Source organism: Blautia sp. 210820-DFI.6.14, assembly GCF_020558815.1.
Lineage (GTDB): Bacteria > Bacillota > Clostridia > Lachnospirales > Lachnospiraceae > Blautia_A > Blautia_A obeum.
This window is the reverse complement of sequence record NZ_JAJCKS010000022.1, coordinates 32,887-53,089: the sequence shown is the minus strand read 5'-3', so window position 1 is coordinate 53,089 and position 20,203 is coordinate 32,887. Positions and strand designations below refer to the sequence as shown.

The window sequence follows — 20,203 nt, the reverse complement described above, 5'->3', positions numbered from 1 at the left end:
GTAGAGCATGCGGCTGTTAACCGCAGTGTCGTTGGTTCGAGTCCAACAGGGGGAGCTACAAACCCAATAATTGTGCAAAATAACTAAATACGGCGCAGTAGCCAAGTGGTAAGGCAATGGTCTGCAACACCAGTATTCACCGGTTCAAATCCGGTCTGCGCCTCTTAAAAAGCCCAGAAAATCAAGGTTTTCGAGGCTTTTTCTTTTTTCAAAATCCTATAATTCTGTCTAAAAAAATAAGGTGGCAAAATTATAGGAAAGAAAAAGTTCACAATTTTTTCTACAAGTCCATTTTTCCATAATCCAATTCCCTTTTTTAAAAAATTAATTCTAAAATACAAATTTTCATGCTTTAATATTTATAGATATGTCCGCCAAAAACCGTTAAAAACCTTATAAAATCAAGTAAAATCGTTTCGTAAGGTGGACGATAAGGTGGCAGAATTTTGGTTGTTACAGCCTGTGCCATCATACTGTAGACAACTATTTCCTCTGTTAAGCGGAAGATTTATGCAATCATAGCATCAATTAAACTTACCTTACGTTCACTGTCTGTATGAACATAAGTACGCATGATGACCTCATAGTTATCGCCAATGATTTCAGCAGCTTCCTTTATTTCTCCCATATTGTGAGTCTGCCGGATCAGATTTGTTGCAAAAGTGTGCCGTAGTGCATGAAGATTATATTCTGGAATCTCAGCACGCTTACAAATTTTCTTTAGCGTATTGGCTAAATTTTGGATTGTAGGGCTGACACCATTTTGCGTAGATAATATCAAATCTGGAAAAACCCGATTTTTATCGTATAGCTCCATCATACATGATAGTGAAAATTCAGCTTCCTTGTTTAATGGAATAGTCCGTAAACTATTTGGGTATTTTGGAGGAGTCAAAATCATTTTAGTCTTTTTTTTGGAACCGGCCTCTCTGTTTTTAACCCTGCTAAGCGTATGTGTGATTTTAATGCCACGCCGTCCTAAAAAGGGCACGATAGAAGATTGACCTAATGCAAGCAATTCACCACCACGTAAACCTGTGTTTAAAAGGAATACAATGGCAGGACCATATCTATACAAATAGCGTTCATTTTTATTTGGACTGGGTTCCATTGCAATTTCTTTTATGATCTGCTCATGTTCTGGTGGGATGATTGAGATTTCCTTTGTTTCTACAGGAAGAACGGATTCTTCCGGCATTATCACCCGATTTAAAATATCAGAAAAGTTTTTTGGCAGTTCGCCGAGAGAAATTGCTGTTTTAATCATTGCAGACCAAAATAAGTAAATTTTCTTTAATGATGAATAACTCAGGATTTCCTTTTTAGCATTAATCGTTGCTGTAATATCATCAGCAGTCAGATTAGAAAATGTTTTGCTAAAAGCATCCGTATCTTTTAAATGATTTTCGTATGTTTTTTCTAATCGATCCAGGCTGGTTTGTTTGAATTTGCCAGCTTCAACCATGAGACTTTTGCGGAATAAGTATTTGTTCGCATAGTCCTGTACTTTGATGTTTGAAGTAATTGCGTCTTGTATTGCGACTTTTATCTTCCAGTCATCTAATAATGCTTTCGCTTCTCCTTTGGTAGGAGCATTAAACTCCTTGTCCGGTAGCCCTTTTTTTCTATATCGGGCAGTCCAACCTCCTCTCTTATTTGGAAATAGTGATCCATCCCCTTTGGATCTTCTTTTTTGTTGTGTACCTTTCGTTGTTCTCGCCATGAATAGTTCCCTTTCTTTAATGAGATATTCATGCCAAATCAGGTATAAGGTCTATTTTAATATAGCCAAGCCTGATTGACAATAACTTTCTAAAGGGCCTAAAAGAATATTTGCTTTCCTATGTTTTTCTTGAGAAACTCCTGAATAGAAGCTGGTGAAGTAAAATATTGCCGCCCAACTTTTGTAACGGGAAGAATTCCACTGTCAAGAAGTTCCCTGGTTTTTGTTTTTCCAATGCCGAGCATGGATGCTATCTCCTGAACGGAGTATGCTTTAAAGAGATTGTCTGTTTCACTCAATATAATCACCTCTATAAATTAGATTAATGAAAGAGTAGACATATCAGGAAACCGTTTCCTATGCCATGTTTCATGCACGTATGAGGTGTTACTATGTAATCATCAAGTTGCAGGCGTGCATTTATGCGACACTATCTGCAGCACCTATATACATTTCCTGATAAGGTATAAAATTATCAAGGTACAATAGCGTAAGACTTGGTTTTGTCTTAACAATTTCATTAAGTAATTAACTGAGATTTTTTCAGATTGAACAGATTATGTACTTTTTATAAAAAATTTTTCTATAAACTTGAAAAAAGAGAGGTGGGATACGTGATATTTCAATATTTTAATTGAAGTCATATATGCAAAGCAGAGTATTTAAGAACATACAATATATTGTGCATGAAGATTGACATATACTATATCATGTGCTACTATACTGCTATAGTTAATTTTATGCGCACCCATAGGGGGAGTTTTGGATTTGTATAAATCCTAAGACTCAAGGAGAGCAGTAAGGCTGCTTATTCCGCATAAGTTGTTTATGATTGTATAAAGTGTCACTATCTGTCCTTATGGGGCAATAGCGGCACTTTTGTTTTTTCGGTAATATTATCAGGGATATGAGAATGGATAGCGAAGGAATACTTCTCTTTTCATTCTTTTTTTATGCCCTAATGAAAGGCAGGATTGCCACAATCAGCTTTGGCTGTTTATGGATAAATAAATTTAAGAAAGGTGGTACACACATGAAAGAAACAAAGATTTATGCAGATGAGTTTTGCACTACATTTGCAAGTACAACGGAGATGCTGGAATTTCTGGCTGAGAGGGCAAAGCAGTCCAAGTGGATTCGTAAGCCTACCAGGATGCTAAAACTGGTTCCATTGGAAAAGGAGGCAGAAACCATTGAAGAAGCCTGTGAAAAAGAACTGGAAGGAATAGTAGAGGATACAGAAAAGAATACCCAGTTGGTATTAAAAGTGAACAAGGATTTTTATCCGGTTCGTGACTGTGCTATCCATACAATTCTGAAAAGAGCCGGCATTAATGGAACAGGATTAAAGAAACTGGAGAAAGCTACTTATGCAAAGGTAGTAAACTACTGTCTTCAGGTAGCGAAAGGAGATGCCTTAATCAAGGTGGCAGATGGAAAAGTATCTGCAGTACATGGCGGTGATGATCATGATTACTGTGTACTGGATATGCAGACAATCTTCAATATGACAAGTGATTATCTGAAAGCACATTTTAAGGGAAGTACGTATCTGGAGGGATCTGGAAGTTTTGACCATTCCATTGTGTCCGCTATATGGACTTTAGGAGGAAATCAGGAACTTTTGGATACTTATCACCAGGCTTTGGAGGATCATGGAATTGAGGATAAGAGCCTTGCTCCTGCACTGCGCTTGACTACTTCTGATGTAGCAGTAAGTGGTGTGAATCTGTATCCCATGATGCTGTCTCAAACCAGTAACCGTGTCATTAACCTGGGCAGTCCTATTAAACTGTCACATGATAGAGGGGCAGCCTTACAGGATTTCCGGAAGAATCTGGACAAAATTTTCTCCCGTTATCAGGAAGCAGTTAAAGGAATTGTTGGTTTGATGGATATAGAAATCCAAAATCCTGTAAACTGTCTGCATCTGATTATGAAGGAACTCAAAATCAATCAGAAAATCCGAAATGAAGTGGTAGATCTTTTTGTGGGACAATATGGGGAAGAGCCATGTACAGCTCATGATCTTTATTTTGCCATGCACGAAGCTGCTTTCTTTGCTGCTTGTGAAGGATTTTCTGCACCACGGATTTTAAAATTGGAAGAAGATCTTGCAAAAACACTGGTTTTTGACTGGAAAGCGTTTGATGTATACGGAACGATTAAATTATAAGGAGGACATGAGATGAATACAGTATTAAATTATCAGCCGGAAGTTCTGGTAGATACAGCAGATTTGAGCCGGGAAGATTGGCTGAATTATCGACGTCTTGGTATTGGCGGAAGCGATGCAGCGGCAATCATGGGCGTATCCCCATTTGCGACAATCAGGGATTTGTATTTCGATAAAATTGGTATTACGCCAGTGATTGAAGAAGAGGAAGAAAACTGGGTAGCAAAAGAAGTGGGACACCGACTGGAAGATCTGGTTGCCATGATTTTTGCCAAGAAGACTGGACTTGAAGTTTTCCCTGTACGAAAAATGTTCCGGCATCCGCTATATCCGTTTATGTTAGCGGATGTGGATTACTTTATCCGTTTTCCAGATGGCAGCATTGGGATTTTGGAATGTAAAACCTGTAATTACAATGCAAAAGACAAATGGGCAGATGATGGGATTCCTGAAAACTATGTTTTGCAGGTTCGTCATTATCTTGCAGTCATGAATATGAATAAGGCATATATTGCCTGCCTTTATGGAAACAATGAAAATGAATTTGTTTATCGGTGTCTGGAACGGGATAGAATGGAGGAAGAAGAACTCATTGACCAGGAGAAATACTTCTGGGAGGAATATGTGGAGAAGAAAATAGAACCACCGTATTCCGGAAAGCCAGATCTCATTTTGGCTAGTATCCGGAAATATAATGGTTACGCAGACAAATCAATTCCTGAAATCAGCATATCTAGCTTGGAATCACGCAGTCTTGAAAAATATCTCAAATTATCTGAAGAAAAATCCCAATTGGAAAAGAGAAAAAAGGAGATTGAAGCGGAACAACGTGCATTGAGCGTACCGTTTGTCGAGCTTCTTGGACAAGGGTGTAAGGCAGTGATCGAGGATGGGAGTTTCCGTTACCGGATTACTTATAATCCTACGATACGCACCCAGATTGGAAAAGAAAATATGGAGAAACTGAAAAATCAGCATCCGGATATCTACGAAGAATACACAAGCACTACAGAAAGCAGGATTTTCCGGATTAAAAAGGAGGTTGCATAATGTTACAAGGAAAAAAGGCATATATTTGTTCTCCGCTGTCTGCCCCGAATCCAGAGGGAATGCAGCATAATATGGAACTGGCAAAATACTATCTCATGCAGATGAAAAGGCTGTATCATTGCCGTACTTTTGCTTCACATGCACATCTTCCGTTAATGTTGGATGACCGTATCCCAGAAGAGCGTGAGACTGCAATGCAGATTGGAGCTTTGATGCTGGATTTATGTGAAGTATTAATAATTTGTGGTTCCTGCATCAGCGAGGGAATGAGAAGAGAGATTCAGACAGCATTTGAAAAAGGAAAAGACGTTTATTGGTATGATTCCAAGATGAAATCAGGCGAATTGATGAAAGTAGAGAACTGGAGGAGCATAGACGATGAGGTGCAAATATATACGTAAGATTTTTCAAAATGAGGAAAACGGATATACGGTTGCGTTATTTTCCACGCTGGATCATGAGGTTCCTCTTTCTGCCAGAGATAAATTTTGGGCAGACAAAAAAATCATTGCGTTTACTGCAAAAGGATATGACCTGCCTCTTACGGATGAAATCGAAATAGAGATGGAAGGCGAGTGGGAGACAAATTCCCATGGAACACAATACAAGGTAGAAACTTTTTTGGAAGTTGTACCTAGAACAAGGGAAGGTATCTTAGGATACCTTTCTTGTGGTTCTTTAAAAGGAATTGGTCCCAAAACGGCAGAACGGATTGTCAATCGTTTTGGTCTGGATACCTTGGAGGTAATGGAAAAGTATCCACAGGAATTATTAAAGATTCAGGGGATATCTCAGAAAAAACTGGACCGTATTGTGGATTCTTTTGGAAAAAACAAAGTATTCCGGGAATTGATGACTTTTTTATCACCGTTTCATGTTACGCCTAAAAAAGCAAATATGATTCTTCAGAAGTTTCGGGATCAATCCGTAGAAATCATTCGGAAGCAGCCTTATATACTTTGCTCAGTCAAAGGGTTTGGTTTTCTCACTGTGGATGCCATTGCAAGGCAGTGCTGTGCTGCAACAAATGATCCTATGCGTATTTCCGGATGCGTCAGCTATGTGCTGCGGGAAGCCATGAAGCAGAACGGACATTTATATCTGGAGCAGGAAATTTTGGTAAAAGATGCATTGAAGGTTCTGAATAAAGAACTGAATCTTCAGCCGGTGACGGAAACAGAGATTTTAAAAGTGTTATATCGTCTGGTCATGCAGGACAGTATCGTGGTAGAAGAGAATAGGGTTTACATTACCCAACAGCATCAGGAAGAAGAGGATACAGCCTCTATGATTGCAAGAAAATTGCATGAGCGAATTCCAGTTCTTACGATTGAAAAGGAACTGGAGGAAGCACAGGAGGATTTAAACATAACATTATCCGAACAGCAGAAAGAAGCAGTACGTATGGTTTTTGCAAACCCGATCAGCATTATTACTGGAGGACCTGGAACCGGAAAAACAACGGTTTTGAAGATCATCTTGTATATCTATCAGAAAAAATGCGGGAATGAAGTAAAACTGATGGCACCGACTGGACGTGCCGCAAGGCGAATGGCAGAGAGTACCGGAAGTGGAGAGGCAACTACGATGCACATGGCATTGGGGCTTTTTGGTGATGGTGATTATGAAGCACTTATAGATGAATTGTCCGCAGATTTTATTAATGTGGATGAGGTATCTATGGTAGATATGCACCTTGCCTATGAATTTTTTTACAAGGTAAAAGCAGGAGCCAGAGTGCTTTTGATAGGAGATGTCCACCAGCTTCCTTCTGTAGGAGCAGGAGATGTGTTCCGGCAGCTTATCTTGTGCGGGAAAATACCGGTTACTGTTTTAAATCTGGTATATCGCCAGGGGAAGGACAGCAACATCCCCATAAATGCTCAACTTATCAATGAAGGAAAGACAAACCTGCAATGGGGGGATGATTTCCAGATGGTCGAATGTTCAGGAGTAGATGCGGCGGCACAAATTGTTAAAAATATCTATCTCAAGGAAATTCAGATGTATGGTATGGAGCAAGTACAGATACTCTCTCCATATAAAGTGAGAAGTGCAGCCGGTGTCTTGGAACTGAACCGCAGTCTGCAGGACGAGGTAAATCCCCCTGTATCCGGAAAAAGGGAGCTTCATCTTGGCGGTGAGATATTTCGGGAAGGTGACAGAATCCTTCAAAACAAGAATACAGAATTTGCCAGTAACGGAGATTTGGGTACATTGGTACAGATTGCTGAAGATGAGGACAATAACCCTCTGGTTCAAATCGTATTTACAGATGGCCGCAGGGTGAAGTATGAGGCAGAGCAGGTGGAAATGATTGAACATGCAAACGCCATAACCATACACAAAAGCCAAGGAAGCGAGTGCCAGGTGGTCATCATTCCGTGGTTAAAAGCTTTTTATCCCATGCTGAAGCGGAACATCTTTTATACGGGAATCACCAGGGCAAAACAGCGTGTTTATATTGTTGGGGAATGGAAAGCCGTTTGTCAGGCAATCCACACAGATGATACGGGAACCAGAAAGACGATGCTGGCAGTAAAAATACAACAGTATTGTGAACGGTATCAGAGACAGGAAAACAGACGGATCCCTGCAACAATTTGCAACCGGGCTGTGTAAAAAAATAGCAAAATAGTTCAATGTTGAGAATTGGCAGGTTATTACTTTATGAAGGGATGTCCTGCCGGTTCCAAAGAAAGGAGCAGGCAATGAGCGAATTATTATATAACAAGTCAAAAGCAGTAGAAGAACTGAATAAAGTGGAAGGATTTTATCCTCTGGAACTTGCCAGAGTTATTTCTAATGAAGGGCAGGAGGAACAACGGTATCTGGATGTGAAATATCGGAAGCTGTGGTTCCGTCTGGTAAATCCCACAGGTAAGATTATCAGCCGGATTGTTCACTTTACCGAAAATATGGCAGTCGTAGAAGCCAGAATTTATCTGGATAAGTGTGATCAGGAAGATAATTATATTGCAAATTCCTTTTCACAGAAGTTTCGTACAGCAGATACACAGTTTGGGGATAAATTTCTTGAAATGGCAGAAACAGCGGCAATTGGGCGAGCTTTGGCAGATGCGGGGTATGGCCTGCAATTTGCTGATGTAGGGGAAGGAAATGATCCAATGCAGGTAGATGCAGGAATTCCTGTAAATCAGGGAACACAGATGCAGACTGCGATGCCAGCACAAACCCCTGCACCAGGAATGCAGCAGACTCCCAATCAGTCAGCAGGAACCATGCCATCATTTCCGCCTCAAGCAACTCCGGGGCAGCAGATGATGGAACAGTTTTATCAAGAAGCACAAGCCAATCGAAATACGATTGGCGGGGTAACGGGTACAGGACAGATGACAAATCCGGTAATGAGTCCGGCAACTGGATCTGTACCAGTTATGCAGCAGATGCCTTCTAAGCCGCAATTTCTGGATCCCAATATGCCAGTGGAAGAACTGGTGAAAAGGATGAGTTATGAGCAGGCAATACAAGTAGCCGTAACAGGACAGGGAAAATTTAGTGGAAAGACCATGGGACAGGTTGCAATAGAAAGTCCTTCCAGCTTGCAATGGTTCGCAGAACAGTATCATGGACAGAACCATTTCATACCGGCGGCAGCCAAAGTAATTCTTGCAAAGGTATAGCAAATAGCCGGCTTAACATTCTTTCCACAGCCAATAAAGGCTGTGGAAGAAAGGAGGAACCATAGAGTGTATGATATGTCAGGCTTTAGCTACGATATCACAGATGTCGTGCATTTACTGCAACTTAGAGTACGGCATAAAAATTCTTCGTCAATGGATGTGAATTGTCCATTTTGTGGAGAAACAAAAGGGAAAATGAATGTTAATCTTCAGAAAAATGTGTTCCGGTGTAATCGGTGTGATGCTTCCGGCGGAATGCTGGAATTATACGGAAGACTGCATGGTGTTTCCAGTGCAGAGGCAAACCGACAGATCCGGGAAGCTCTGGGAAAGGGGGAATACCGGACGGATTATCAGGTGGTTCATAAAGAAGAGCCTGTAGAAATTTTTAATGCCGAGTTAGCGGATGCGGATGTCATTGACCGAACATATCAAGAAATGTTGTCGTTATTGACCTTAAATGATAAACATCAGGAAGATCTTAAAAAAAGAGGGCTGACGAAAGAACAGATCGAGATACAGAGGTATCGTAGTGTACCATTGTTTGGAATTAAAAATATGGTACAAAAACTGTTGGAATCTGGACAGACGGTAAAAGGTGTGCCGGGATTTTATGAAGATCAAGATGGGAAATGGACAGTTAATTTTACTTCTAAAAATTCTGGGATTTTGATACCGATTCGGTCTATGGAAGGAAAAATACAAGGATTTCAGATACGGTTGGATCAGGTAATGGAGGGACGGAAGTATATCTGGCTTTCCAGTGTGAAATTCCAAAATGGAGTATCATCAGGGAGTCCGGTACATGTCATAGGAAGTCTGGACGCAGAACAGATCTATTTAACAGAAGGTGCATTAAAAGGTACGATAGCCCACTATTTATCTGGAGATACGTTCATTTGCGTTGCTGGTATCAATCAGTACAGAAATTTAAAGCCAGTTTTGGAAACGCTGAAAAGCAGGCATCTGCAGCACCTATATGAAGCTTATGATATGGATAAAAAAATGAAGGTATATTGTGATGGGGATTCTGAGAAATGTGATGCTTGTCAACGTAAACCAGCCACTTTTTATTGTCCGCATAAGATGCAGAAACGGCAGATTCTACAGAACGCTTGTAGAAAGGTGTATGAAATCTGTAGTGGATTGTCTATTTCCATGAGCCGTATGGTTTGGGACATGGATTCTTATGGTGAGTGGAATGGGCAGATCAAAGGAATTGATGATTATTACTATGTATTGAAAAATACGGGGTAAATATGGACCGGGCAAGCTGTCCGGTCTTATGGAAGAGGAGGATTCGATGAAACGAAAGAAAATTTACGGTATATTTATGCTTGTAGCCATTGCTGTTTTTTTATTTGCAGGAGAAAGGATACTGCAAATTTATTTGAATTATCAGGAAAGTCAAAAAGTCTATGAGCAGATGGAAGGGTTTACACAAAAGATAGAGGATCAAGACCTGTCACCAGAAGCGGTTCCAGGGGAAACACCAGAGGAGGTTGCAGAGCAGGGATTCCTACAGGTGGATTTTAACAAGCTGGAAGAAATCAATCCAGATGTCATTGCATGGATTGAGATTCCTGGTTTGGAAATTAGTTATCCGGTAGTCCAGGGGAGGGATAATGACTATTATCTGCATCACCTGATTACGAGAGAAAATCATAAAAGTGGCAGTATTTTTATGGACTTTCAAAACCAGGAGGATTTATCAGACAGAAATACCATTATTTATGGGCATAATATGAAGGATGGGAGCATGTTTGGAACCCTGAATCAGTATCAGTCACAGGCACTTTATCGAAACTATCCCTATTTTTATATGTATGTGCCAGGATATATTTATGAGTATCAGATTTTTTCCTGTTATGCAGCACCGACGGATCATCCAGCATATACTTATGATTTTCCTACTTCTGAGGACTATGAAGTTTTTCTGGAAACACTACAAAGAAGTGCTGAGTATAACACAGGGATGACAGTTACCAAGGAGGATCAGGTAGTGACCTTATCAACTTGTGTAAATACCCGAAAGGATTATCGCTATTTAGTACATGGAAAACTGAAACAGAAAATAAAAATGGAGGAATAACAGATGTTAGATTTTGAGTATGCAAAGGCATTGGCAGAGGTTGTGCTGGATACAACTTGCAGCGAAAAAGAAAGAGAAGTACGGCTGGAGTGTTTAACCCAAATATTTGGCAGAGCAAATGCTTATTTAAAGAAAGGCTTCTTACCCGATGTGGTAGAGGCTTTTTTTGTGCGAAAAATGAAAGGTTTGCCACTGGTATCGACAAAGCAGGATATGCAGGATTTTTTGAAAGTCAGTACACCCCATTATTTTGGCGGGAAATTTACAGTTAGTAATATTCCGTATTATTCTGAGGAAGAAGAACTGCTACTTTGGTCAGAAACATCACTTCGTGGTCCAGTGATTTCAGCCGGATACGAACGCTATATGGAACTGTTTAAAAAGATTTTGCCTCAAAAGGCAGAACAGATTAATTTTTTATAAAGAGAAATAATTCGAATGAGGACTGGAAATATATGGTGGTTTAAAGATAAATGTTAAAAATTATTATATAGGAAGAAAGCATCTGTCTGTAGCAAAATGCAGCAGACAGGATATTTTTTTGAAAAAAAGTTGCTTTGTACGGAAGCTCTGCGTACAAGAGAAGTATAAAGAAAAAAAGGAGAGATGATTTTATGATAAAAAAAGTTCGGATTGCGGTAGACCATGGCAATAGAAATATGAAAACCTGTTCCCGGGTATTTACGACAGGGCTTACCATTCAGGATAAAAAGCCTGCCAGAGGGGAAAAGTTCCTGTTCTATGAGGGAAAGTATTATGTGCTGAGTGAAAATAGGATTCCTTATCAAAGAGATAAAACGCATGATGATCGGTTTTTTATCCTTACTCTATTTGCAATCGTAAAAGAGCTGGAGGAAAACCCTCAAATTCAGCCAGAGGATGTCATTCAGGTGGATCTTCCGATTGGGCTGCCACCCAAGCATTATGCAGAACTTTGTGAACGGTATGAAGCATATTTTAAAAGACAAGGGAAAATCCATGATATCAATTACTGTGGTAGGACATATCATATCACCATTGGAGAGGTAATGGCATTTCCACAGGACTATGCGGCTATGATGACTATGATTGAAAAGCTGCAGCAGATTCCCAAAGTAGTAGGAATTGATATAGGAGGATTTACTACTGACTATCTGCTGATGCGGAAAGGTAATCCAGATATGGAAGCCTGTGATTCCATGGAAAAAGGCGTGATTACCATGTATAACAAGATTATTTCCGGGATTAACAGTGAATATGATATTTTGTTAGAGGAAAGTGATATTGACAGTATCCTTCAGGGAAACACAGAGTTTTATGAAGAGGCTGTAGTCCGTATGACAGAAGGTATGGTGCAGGATTTTGTAAAAGATCTGCTGAACAGTATTCGAGAAAGAGGCATAGATACCAAAGCAGCATATACGGTATTTATTGGAGGCGGTGCAAAGCTATTGAGCCATTTTCTGGAACAATCGGACCGTCTGGGGAAATATACCTTTATTGAGGATATTTCTGCCAATGCCAAAGGATATGACAGACTGTTTCAGATTATGTAGAGGAGTGTGATAAATGTGGAGAAAAAGAATCCCTATAAATTCACACTTGGATTTGATAAAACAAAGCCTTCACATGTGAGGGCAACAGAAATCCTAAACTCTGTAAAGGATAAGGCAGATTTAATCGCTTCAGCATTGGTATCTTACATAGATGATGTCCGACAAGAGGAAGGGGCTGTTTTAAGCAATGAAGCTCTTCAGGTTCTAATGCAGGAGATGGTAAAGCAAGAAGTAGCAAAAGCAATGCACCTGCATTCCATAAAGCCAGAGGAGCCGAATCGTAATTCAAATAGTGTAATGGCTGTGCAGCAGGAATCACTTGAAACCATTACTCCGGAAGTAGCAAAAAGTGTAAGAGATGCTATGAGCATATTCCGTAATCGATCATAAACAAAAAAGAAGCACTCGATGAGATGCTTCTTTTTTTGTTTATTTTTTATCGTCCACAGGAAACGCACAGATTGGACAAAGGTTTTTCACAGATTCTATCCATATACTCATAGGTTAGATATTGTTAGAAAAAGTTAATCGGAATGCTCTTTTTCTTTTAATGCAGAAAGAAGTTCACGCAATGTACGAAGGGCAATCTGGCGATCATCTTCGGAACAGGTTTGCAGCTCTTTCATGATTTGATATGTGGTAGTATCTGCTTCATCTTCCTGAACAACGGAATCAATAGAAATTCTCAAATACTGGGTAAGAGGAATCAAAGTAGCAAGTTCTGGATTTCCATTGCAGGTTTCAATATCAGAGATTGTTCGTGTGGAAACTCCTGCCCGTTCTGCCAGACTGGACTGTGACAGGCCAAGCCGTTCTCTTTCGCTTCTTACCGTGTAGCCTAATTTTTTCTTGACGGTATCCATCCGCATCCGCATCACCTCACTTATTGTTTTATTTTAACGTAGATTGATAGTAAGAGAAACGCATTATAGCACATGATAAAACGCAATATAGTGTGAGTAAGCGGTGCTTTAGAACCTGTAAAAGGAGGAAAGCACCCATGCTGCAAGCAAGGAAAAGGCATTCGTGTAGCGATTCATCAAAAAAATTCTTCTATTATGGGGAAACGAAGAGAGCCATTTATATGCAGGATATGCGTTAAGTGTTAGATATTCCGTGCAGTATCCTGCATGGTTTAGAAGAAATGTCGGATTAGTTGAATACTGGTTCGGCTTTTTCTTTTATCATGGAAGGAAACTATCTTTTTATCCTGGCTGCAGATCGCCGCCTTTAGAAATTTGGAAACTAATTCATTTTCAAATTTCGGAGGTAAAGGATGAAAGAAGAGAAAAAATACAGTGGTTCTAAAACAAGAAACTATTTTACGGCATATTTGTTGGCATCTATCCAGGGGAGAAGGCTCCGGTATCTGGAAAAGCAGCAGAAAATATTATTTGCGGAGGAGAATCTGGAGGATAAAGAAATCACAGATATAGACATTTCTTTGGAGGAACGGTTAGAACTTGAGAAAAAGGAACAGTTACTTCTGGATGAATCCAAGGGGATTTATCCAGAGTGGAATGAGATGACGGACATAAACCTTATGGAAGCCATGTTTTCTTTGCAGGAGGAAGAACGAAAGCTTATCTATCAGCATGTCTTTGAGGAACGTACATTTAAAGAAATGAGCATCTTGAATCAGATGCCTGAAGAACGGTGTAAAGGTGCATATTATTGGGCTATCCGGAAAATACGCAAGAGAATGGGAGGAAAGAGATCATGAATTTTAAAGAATTGTTATACCGGGCAAGGCAAGGGGATGAAGATGCTATTCTGGAAATATTTGAAATGTATCGGCCACTTTTAATTAAAAATGCTTTGGTAGAAGGGATCTTTGATGAAGATTTGTATCAGGAATTGACAGCAGAATTGCTGAAGTGCATACGGTATTTTAGAGATGTAGAATAGTTTTATAGGGAGAAGCGTAGCGTTATAATCGTTACGCTTCTTTAGCATATTCTACCATTTTTAGTAAATGGATTACATAATTATGGTTACCAATTAGGCAATAAAAAACGCAATCGAAACAAGAATACTAGACGGAATAAACAAGAATCCCCTAATATAATAAAAAATAAGGAGGGCATTTCGATGGAGATGAAGCAAAAAGAATGCGGAATAGTTTGCAAAGAAAATGGTACGGAACAAATAGGAAAAATAACAGAGGAAGAATGGAGATTATTAAAACAATATAGAAATTTGTGTGAAGAAAATAAATTAACCATCAATATTTTGATTCAGCGATTATTAGCACACGAGAAAGGCAGGGAATAAGTTGATTAAAGTAGCATTATGTGATGATATTATTGACTATAATAAAAAAATGGAGAGTTATATCGAAAAATATGGAAATGAAAATCATGTAGAAGTCAAAATTACTTCGTATGGAAGTGGCAGTCAGTTATTATTGAATTATCAGAAACGAAAATTTGATGTTATATTTTTGGATGTGTCTATGCCTGAAATGGATGGATTTGAAACAGCAGAGGAGATTCGGAAGAGTGATCCTGATGTTTCAATCGTTTTTTGTACTTCTTATTATACAATCACTAATGCAGGGAAAGGCTTTGAAGTTGCGGCAGAAGATTTTTTATCAAAACCTTTACTGTATAGAAAAGTTGAGAATATCTTAAACAAAATATATAAAAAGAAATTATTGAATGCAGAGGAAAAGTTATTTTTGAAATGCCACGATGGATTGATTACGCTACAGCTTTCCGATATAATCTATATACAAACAGAAAACAAGCTATTGATTTTACATACAATTCATGGAGATGTGCAAAGTAGTCAAAGAATGAATGAACTAGAGAAGCGGTTAAGCACAAAGCAATTTTATCGCTGTCATAATAGTTATATGGTCAATTTTGACTATGTTGAAGGGGTTAAGCAAGATAGTGTGTTAATCAAAGATAAAGCTCAGAAGTTAAAGACTATTCCAGTAAGTAAATATAAGAAGGAAGAGTTCATGAGAGCGTTAGCTAGATATGTGGGAAAATGGGAAAACTGAAAATCTATGTCAAAAATATGTTGATTTATACAAAGAATATTGTTGTATGGAAAAAAAGGGATTATAGTTTTCATATACTAAACAGAAAGGAGAAAAAACATGGTGAATAATGAAGCAACAGAAGAGTTCTTGAAAGAACTGGATTTAACAGAAGAAGAAATAGAAAGTTATACCGGATGTTCTGAAAGGACACAACGATGTTTAACTGATTGCCCATGGCCATTTCCAGGGGCATACATTAATGAAGCTAAATAAGACAAAGAACCGTATAGCCTATCCTGATATGATAGCCTGTGCGGTTTCTTTTTTGGAGGAAAAGGATGTACACAATCACTTTAGAAGTAAACCAAATATGCAATTTACGCTGTACATATTGTTATCTTGGAAGGAAGACAAACCAAAAGATGTCAGAACAGATAGCATACAAAGGGTTGGAAATTGCTTTTTTAAACGTAGAAAGGCATAGAGATCGAAGATTATGGGTGGATTTTGTGGGTGGAGAGGCACTCTTGAGTTTTCCATTTTTAAAGCAGTTGGTGGAATATATAGAGGGACAGGCTTTAAAAAGGAACATTTTAGTGACATATTCTATTACTACAAATGGAACTATTCTAAACGATGAGATTTTAGCATGGCTGATTAGATATAAAATTCATTTAAAGGTAAGTATTGATGGGGCTGAGGAAACCCATAATAGAAATCGGAAGTGGGTTGATGGGGGTGGAAGTTATGCGAATATTATTGACAACTGTATGTATTTCAAAGAATATGAGAATCAGACAAAGCAGTATATCCAAGCAGCACATGTTGTTACACAGAATAATTATGGGGAAACTTTTCACTCCGTTTGTCATTTAGTTGAAAATCTAAATTTTAAAATAGTGGACTCTTCCATTGATGTTGTGCATAGATGGACAACTGATCAATTGGATGTTTTGGCAGATGAATGGGAAAAAGTATTATGTTATTATATAAAAAGACAAAAAGTAGGGAAAGCATTTCTTTGGGGACTGGTTTTAGATTTGAAGAAATACGGAGAGAATAACGGGAAATCAGGATTTTGCGGTGTGGGACTCATTCAAATATATGTGAAGGTGGATGGAAGAATCTTTGGTTGTGCAGCAAATTTAGAATCTAGTGGGTGCATTGGCGATGTTGAAAATGGATTGTCTATGGATCGCATCAAAAGGTTGAGGAAATTAGAGGAAGAAGGTACAATGTGTTCAAAATGTAATCTCTATAGGGAGTGTCAAAGCAAAAACTGTATTATGAATAGTTTGGCATATAGTGGATCAATAGGTGGACATAATCCTGATATGTGCTATTTTGAACAGAAAAAGAAAAGTCTTTGGGAGGCGTATGCTAAAGAGTTGTAATTTTAAAAAATAAAACTTGAAATATTGGTAAAAATACGTTATTTTTATTATAAATACTAACATCTAAAGTGATATGCGGTGAGTGTTTTATTCTATTGGTGTGGTGGTGGAAATGAATATAATCAGGAGAAAGAGAAAGGAACTGGGGATTTCTCAGAAGGAGTTAAGTGAAAAACTAGGTACAAGTCAACAGACAATCAGCAGAATCGAAAAGGCAGATATTGAAAATATTCCCTGTAGTTTACTGGTGAAACTGGCAAGCATATTTAACACTCCCATAGATATTTTAGTACATGGAGATAATAGTGATTTGTGTAAGAGTCAAATTGAAGAATTATGGGATGTTTTTCAGAAGTTAGACGAGATAAACAAAGCTACTTTATTATTGATGGGAAGAAGACTAAATGAAGCACAGATGGAAAATATGCTGAAGAAGCAGATAGGTGATATAAGTGATAAAAATAGCGATATGTGATGATGAAAAATATTTTGTAGATACAGTTGAAAAAATGCTGAAAATTTATGCGGAGAAGAACGGTAAGGATTTTGTAATAAAAAAATATACAAAGCCATTGCAGTTAATGGAATCTTTAAAAGAAGAATTCCAAATTTTCTTTTTGGATATAGAGATGCCTGCGATGGATGGTATGGAACTGGTAGATATCATCCGCAGACATGATGAAAAATCAATTATCCTTTTTGTGTCATCCCACAATGAATTTTTGGGGGTAGGATATAAATATGATGTGCAGAATTTTATCACAAAACCGATTACACAGGTACAGATCAATTGTGAAATGAACAGAGCGTTAAGAAAACTGGATTCATACGAACAAAAATACATAGCAGTAAAAAATGAGAAAGGATACTTTAAATTATTTCTTTCGGATATAGAATACATTGAAACGGTAAAACGAAAAGTGTTATTTCATTTAAGAAACGGGAATCAGGAAGATGGATATTTTAAAATGAGAGATTTGGAAGAACGTTTGGAAAAATACTATTTTGTACGCTGTCATAATGGTATCATTGTAAATGTTGACTGTATTGAATCATTACATGATCTTACCGTCACGCTTTATTCCGGAGATAAGATTTATATTACACGATCCAGAAAACAAAACCTAATGAAAAAAATGGCAGAACGGGGAGGAAGTGTGTAGTGTGTATGGACAGAGTATTATAAAGAATATTTTTTCAATAATTAATATTTTGTTGATTACATATTTGTTAATTGATAGAAAAAACAGTCAAAGTTACAGAAAGAAAAATTGGTATTCCTATGTTTTGTGTATTGGAAGTATATTTTTGGTGCGAGTAATGGAAAATGGAGTATCCATACATATTGCTTATAATTATATTACCATAGTGATAATTGCTATGTTTATAGGACATTTTTTATTTCAGCGTAATATGAAGTATTGTATTTTGATAGGTTGCATTTACTTATCCATTTCGTTATTAGGGCAATTATTAAGCTGCATTTTTCTGTATCCATATAGTGGAGATAGGATATTAGCTGAATTGCCAGGAATCTACCAAGTGGGTATGATGGTAATTGCGGAAGGTGTTATTATTGCCGGAAGTTTGGCATTAAAAAGAATTATAGAAAGAATTCCACCGTTCCTATCAAGCATTAATGTGATTACAATTCTTATCCCGCTATTTCTTAACATTATAGTTATGGTGGTATGTATCGATAACCTATATAACGATAAAGAGGTAATTATCGGTAATGTATGGTCGGTTATTACGATATTAATATTACCTATCGTTATGCTTTTAGGAACTGTCTGTAATATAGTAATTTTGGAGAACTACTTAAATGTAAAAAAAATCGAGAATGAAAAGAAACTTCAAATAAGCGAGATGAGTCTACAGTATGATTATTATATGAGGCAATCGAAAGATATGGAAAATATCCGTAGACTTTCTCATGATATAAAAAACCATTTGGAAGGCTTGAAAGAAAATGTAGAGCCAGATCAAAAAATAGAGTACATTAATGGTATTGAGCGTAAGCTAAATAAGTATCAAAGCTACTATAAATCAGGGAATACATTTATTGATAATCTACTTCATACGAAACGATTAGAGGCCATCGAAAAGGGAATTGAATTTAAGGCGTTTGTCGATTTTACAGAGTTTAAGCAGGTAAGGAACGAGGATTTATGCGTCATAATTTCTAATACAATAGATAATGCATTAAGAGAATGCCGGTTAATGAAAGAAGAAAATCCTACGGTAGAGTGTTTGGTACAACTAAAGGCTAAAAAAGTAAAAGGTTTCTTGTCAATTTTATGCGAAAATAGCCTAAGAGAATCACAAGTATGTTATTTGCGATACAATACAACAATGGAAACATCAAAAGAAGATAAGAAAAATCACGGTTTTGGTGTTAAAAATATTAAAAGTGTCGTGAAGGATTATGGGGGAGAAGTATCATTTAATGTTTTAGATGATATGTTTTCTGTTTCTGTGATTATTCCGATAGAAATATAGTGGAAAAGATGGTGCTTATGGAAAATAAGTGCCATTTTTTTAGTCCAGATAAGGCATAAAAAATACAAACTAAACAAATTTTATGTTTTTTCTTGAAGTAGGATATAAAATAAAGAAAAAAAGAAGAGGAGGCATGAGTATGCGAAAAAAAATGAAACTATTTATTGCCATGGTATCAGTGGGGGTCTTATTGGGAACTATACCAGTTATGGCAGCGGAACAGCCGGAACTTCCAACGAAAGTGCAGGATATTGCAAATGGTTCTGATGACCTCTATGGAGAAGGGGTTCCGATTGAGCATGGCGCAAATCCAGATGAAAGATTTTCGTCCGGTGGAGTAGATCACACACATCAGTATATAGTCGCAAATGCACTTAAAATTCTGAGTAATGATCAGGGCAATAGTGCATTTAATGGCGAATTGAATTCATCTATTCTTATGGAAGCAACTGACTGGCCGGATAAACTCGGAAATGAAACGGATGCAGGAACTTTTGCCGGACACTTTTATGATCCTGATTCTGGAAAAAACTGGTTGGGGCAAACATCCCCGACAGCTAGGACAAGAGCAGAGTCATATTTTCAGGAAGCAGTAAATGCGTATCGTGCAGGGGACGTACAATTGGCTATGTCAAATTTAGGAAAAGGCACACATTATGTGTCAGACTTAAATGAACCACACCATGCATCGAACCTAACAGCAGTAAACAGCAATCATTCTGCTTTTGAAAAATATGTAGATAAAAACCGTAAATCTTACACAATAGCAGGGAATTCGTTTAATTCTTCCGTATATACAACTGCATTAAATACATCAACGGGAGACTTGATGTATTCAGCAGCAAAGCATGCGAAAGGGCTTGCGGCGAATGCTCAAAATGAAAGTACCTATGATAGTGCAGGCAGGCGATCTGTTCAGCATGCCATACAGACGGTAACCCAATATATGTATAAATTTGGTAAAGAGGTAGGAATCTATTAATAAGATTTTTCAGGTCTTGGTATTAAGAATATCAAGACCTGTTTTTATGCCATTTAGACACTAAAATACGCAAAATAATCAAAATATATGGCGAAATAGGAGAATTTGATTAA

The 20,203-nt window shown here is 37.9% G+C and carries 23 protein-coding genes and 1 tRNA gene; 21 read left to right on the top strand and 3 right to left on the bottom strand.

Annotation, left to right across the window (positions count from 1 at the left end):
- The first annotated feature begins 91 nt into the window (after nt 1-91).
- A tRNA-Cys gene (locus LI112_RS13875) sits at nt 92-163 on the top strand.
- A 345-nt stretch (nt 164-508) separates the two neighbouring features.
- Here the strand turns inward: LI112_RS13875 and LI112_RS13870 are convergent.
- Nucleotides 509-1,723, bottom strand: a complete 1,215-nt coding sequence (locus LI112_RS13870; protein WP_059085258.1) for a site-specific integrase — start codon at nt 1,721-1,723, stop codon at nt 509-511.
- A gap of 98 nt (nt 1,724-1,821) precedes the next feature.
- Entirely contained in the window at nt 1,822-2,031 is a 210-nt protein-coding gene (locus LI112_RS13865) for a helix-turn-helix domain-containing protein (RefSeq protein ID WP_225084413.1), read from the bottom strand.
- Nucleotides 2,032-2,756: 725 nt separating this feature from the next.
- Between LI112_RS13865 and LI112_RS13860 the strand changes: the two genes are divergently transcribed.
- From LI112_RS13860 to LI112_RS13815, 10 genes are all read left to right on the top strand, one after another.
- A complete protein-coding gene (locus tag LI112_RS13860; RefSeq protein WP_117942267.1) occupies nt 2,757-3,899 on the top strand; it encodes a transposase in 1,143 nt (380 codons plus the stop codon).
- 12 nt (nt 3,900-3,911) lie between these two features.
- A complete protein-coding gene (locus tag LI112_RS13855) occupies nt 3,912-4,949 on the top strand; it encodes a YqaJ viral recombinase family protein (protein WP_117942268.1) in 1,038 nt (345 codons plus the stop codon).
- A complete protein-coding gene (locus LI112_RS13850) occupies nt 4,949-5,350 on the top strand; it encodes a DUF4406 domain-containing protein (RefSeq protein WP_117576790.1) in 402 nt (133 codons plus the stop codon). Before LI112_RS13855 ends, LI112_RS13850 begins: the two co-directional genes overlap by 1 nt.
- A complete protein-coding gene (locus LI112_RS13845; protein ID WP_227190901.1) occupies nt 5,328-7,571 on the top strand; it encodes an ATP-dependent RecD-like DNA helicase in 2,244 nt (747 codons plus the stop codon). Before LI112_RS13850 ends, LI112_RS13845 begins: the two co-directional genes overlap by 23 nt.
- A gap of 89 nt (nt 7,572-7,660) precedes the next feature.
- A complete protein-coding gene (locus LI112_RS13840) occupies nt 7,661-8,593 on the top strand; it encodes a hypothetical protein (RefSeq protein ID WP_171026667.1) in 933 nt (310 codons plus the stop codon).
- Between the two features lie 66 nt (nt 8,594-8,659).
- A complete protein-coding gene (locus LI112_RS13835; protein WP_181988423.1) occupies nt 8,660-9,850 on the top strand; it encodes a CHC2 zinc finger domain-containing protein in 1,191 nt (396 codons plus the stop codon).
- Nucleotides 9,851-9,896: 46 nt separating this feature from the next.
- On the top strand, nt 9,897-10,685 hold the full coding sequence (gene srtB, locus LI112_RS13830; protein WP_227190900.1) for a class B sortase: 789 nt from the start codon (nt 9,897-9,899) through the stop codon (nt 10,683-10,685).
- Between the two features lie 3 nt (nt 10,686-10,688).
- A complete protein-coding gene (locus LI112_RS13825; protein ID WP_025579114.1) occupies nt 10,689-11,108 on the top strand; it encodes a hypothetical protein in 420 nt (139 codons plus the stop codon).
- 191 nt (nt 11,109-11,299) lie between these two features.
- The gene (locus LI112_RS13820; RefSeq protein ID WP_055153598.1) at nt 11,300-12,220 is read left to right on the top strand and encodes a ParM/StbA family protein; all 921 of its coding nucleotides are present in this window, start codon (nt 11,300-11,302) and stop codon (nt 12,218-12,220) included.
- Between the two features lie 15 nt (nt 12,221-12,235).
- Nucleotides 12,236-12,610 (top strand): stage III sporulation protein AF, encoded by a 375-nt coding sequence (locus tag LI112_RS13815; RefSeq protein ID WP_171026669.1) that lies wholly within the window; start codon nt 12,236-12,238, stop codon nt 12,608-12,610.
- A 134-nt stretch (nt 12,611-12,744) separates the two neighbouring features.
- On the opposite strand, the gene LI112_RS13810 is transcribed toward LI112_RS13815, so the two are convergent.
- On the bottom strand, nt 12,745-13,089 hold the full coding sequence (locus LI112_RS13810; RefSeq protein WP_005342243.1) for a helix-turn-helix domain-containing protein: 345 nt from the start codon (nt 13,087-13,089) through the stop codon (nt 12,745-12,747).
- A gap of 407 nt (nt 13,090-13,496) precedes the next feature.
- Here LI112_RS13810 and LI112_RS13805 point away from each other — a divergent pair, with 407 nt between their 5' ends.
- From LI112_RS13805 to LI112_RS13760, 10 genes are all read left to right on the top strand, one after another.
- Nucleotides 13,497-13,943 (top strand): sigma-70 family RNA polymerase sigma factor, encoded by a 447-nt coding sequence (locus tag LI112_RS13805; RefSeq protein WP_005342245.1) that lies wholly within the window; start codon nt 13,497-13,499, stop codon nt 13,941-13,943.
- On the top strand, nt 13,940-14,128 hold the full coding sequence (locus LI112_RS13800) for a helix-turn-helix domain-containing protein (RefSeq protein WP_025579110.1): 189 nt from the start codon (nt 13,940-13,942) through the stop codon (nt 14,126-14,128). The genes LI112_RS13805 and LI112_RS13800 overlap by 4 nt, the downstream gene beginning before the upstream one ends.
- Nucleotides 14,129-14,311: 183 nt before the next feature.
- Entirely contained in the window at nt 14,312-14,494 is a 183-nt protein-coding gene (locus LI112_RS13795) for a hypothetical protein (protein ID WP_117942275.1), read from the top strand.
- Between the two features lies 1 nt (nt 14,495).
- Nucleotides 14,496-15,230 (top strand): LytTR family DNA-binding domain-containing protein, encoded by a 735-nt coding sequence (locus LI112_RS13790; RefSeq protein WP_117942276.1) that lies wholly within the window; start codon nt 14,496-14,498, stop codon nt 15,228-15,230.
- A gap of 99 nt (nt 15,231-15,329) precedes the next feature.
- A complete protein-coding gene (locus LI112_RS13785; protein ID WP_117942277.1) occupies nt 15,330-15,485 on the top strand; it encodes a pseudouridine synthase in 156 nt (51 codons plus the stop codon).
- Between the two features lie 65 nt (nt 15,486-15,550).
- The gene (locus LI112_RS13780) at nt 15,551-16,606 is read left to right on the top strand and encodes a radical SAM protein (RefSeq protein ID WP_117942278.1); all 1,056 of its coding nucleotides are present in this window, start codon (nt 15,551-15,553) and stop codon (nt 16,604-16,606) included.
- A 112-nt stretch (nt 16,607-16,718) separates the two neighbouring features.
- Nucleotides 16,719-17,081 carry a helix-turn-helix domain-containing protein gene (locus LI112_RS13775; RefSeq protein ID WP_117942279.1) on the top strand — a complete coding sequence of 121 codons (363 nt, stop codon included), beginning with the start codon at nt 16,719-16,721 and terminating at the stop codon, nt 17,079-17,081.
- Entirely contained in the window at nt 17,059-17,769 is a 711-nt protein-coding gene (locus LI112_RS13770) for a LytTR family DNA-binding domain-containing protein (protein ID WP_117942280.1), read from the top strand. Before LI112_RS13775 ends, LI112_RS13770 begins: the two co-directional genes overlap by 23 nt.
- 1 nt (nt 17,770) lies before the next feature.
- Nucleotides 17,771-19,108: a sensor histidine kinase gene (locus tag LI112_RS13765; protein WP_227190899.1), complete on the top strand. Its 1,338-nt coding sequence runs from the start codon at nt 17,771-17,773 to the stop codon at nt 19,106-19,108.
- A gap of 139 nt (nt 19,109-19,247) precedes the next feature.
- On the top strand, nt 19,248-20,090 hold the full coding sequence (locus LI112_RS13760) for a zinc dependent phospholipase C family protein (RefSeq protein ID WP_227190898.1): 843 nt from the start codon (nt 19,248-19,250) through the stop codon (nt 20,088-20,090).
- Nucleotides 20,091-20,203: the final 113 nt, after the last annotated feature.